1 protein-coding gene is annotated in these 1258 nt (G+C 61.5%); it reads left to right on the forward strand.

Going from position 1 to position 1258, the window contains the following annotated elements:
- Nucleotides 1-30: 30 nt before the first annotated feature.
- The gene (locus AC27GT_RS03570) at nucleotides 31-1251 is read left to right on the forward strand and encodes an IS256 family transposase (protein ID WP_038055582.1); all 1221 of its coding nucleotides are present in this window, start codon (nucleotides 31-33) and stop codon (nucleotides 1249-1251) included.
- Nucleotides 1252-1258: the final 7 nt, after the last annotated feature.

A 1258-nucleotide genomic window follows, 5' to 3' on the forward strand; every position in this document is an offset into this window, starting at 1 on the left:
GGTCGTGTAAGGAATTATGTGTAGGGGTTTGTGTATAAAAGGGGGGTACCAGGATTAGGAAGGAGGTACCCCGTGGACCAGGATACCTTGCAGGTGATGCTAAGGGAAGCGGTGAGGCAGACGGTGACCGAGGTCTTGCAGATTCTCCTGGACGCCGACCGGGAAGCCTTCTTGCGCCAGCACGGGGGACGCAAGAACGGCTACTACCCCCGCAAGCTGGAGACCGCCTTTGGCCAGGTGAAGCTGGCCATCCCCCGGGATCGGGAAGGGAAATACTATCCCAGCCTCCTTCAACCCTATGCCCGCCGTCAGGTGGACGTGGGGGAGGTGGCCATTGCCCTTTACGCCGCTGGGGTGAGTCAACGCAAAGCGGCGGAGGTGATGAGCCTCTTGCTGGGCCACCGGTACACCCACGAAACCATCAGCGCCATCACCGACCAGGTGCTGGAAGCGGCCGAGGCTTTCCAGAAGCGGCCTTTGCCGGAGGAGATGGCCTTTGTTTACCTGGATGGCTTTTTCTTGAAGGTGCTCAGGGAGGGACTTGGGGTGGAGAGGGCGGCCGTATACGTGGCCCTGGGGGTGACCCCCAAAGGGGAGAGGCAGGTTCTGGGCTTCTGGCTCCTTCCCACGGAGAACGCCCATGCCTGGGGGGAGGTGCTGAAGGAGCTTTGGGAAAGGGGGCTAAGGCGGGTGTTGCTGTTGGTCACCGATGGTCTACCTGGGATAGAGGAGGCCATCAGGAGGGTTTATCCCATGGCGGGGTGGCAGCGGTGCGTGGTGCACATGGTGCGCTCTAGCCTGGGGCAGGTGCGTTCCCGGGACAGGGCTCTTTTGGCCCAAGACCTGAAGGGGGTGTACATGGCGGGGAGCCGACAGGAAGCCCTGGGTGCTTTGGAGAGGCTGAGGGAGGCCTGGGGTGCCAGGTACCCTTCCCTGGTGGCCTCCTGGTGGGAGAACTCGGGGGCTCTGCTCCGTTTCCACGATTACCCCCAGGTGCTCTGGCCCTATCTGCGGAGCACCAACCTGATGGAGAGGTTCATCCGGGAGGTGAGGCGTGGGACGAAGGTGCGGGATCATAAGTTCCCCCGACCCGAGTCTGTGTTTAAGCTCCTTTACTTGGAGGCGGAGCGTCAGGAGGGGAGGTGGTCTGAGCGGCGATTGAAGGGCTTTGCTGAGGTGCGGGAAGTGCTGGAGAAGATGCTTCTGGAGAGGTATGCCCCCCGTACACAGACGCTTACACATAAATCTTGACACGACC

The sequence above is a fragment of the Thermus sp. KWY1 genome, assembly GCF_057547025.1.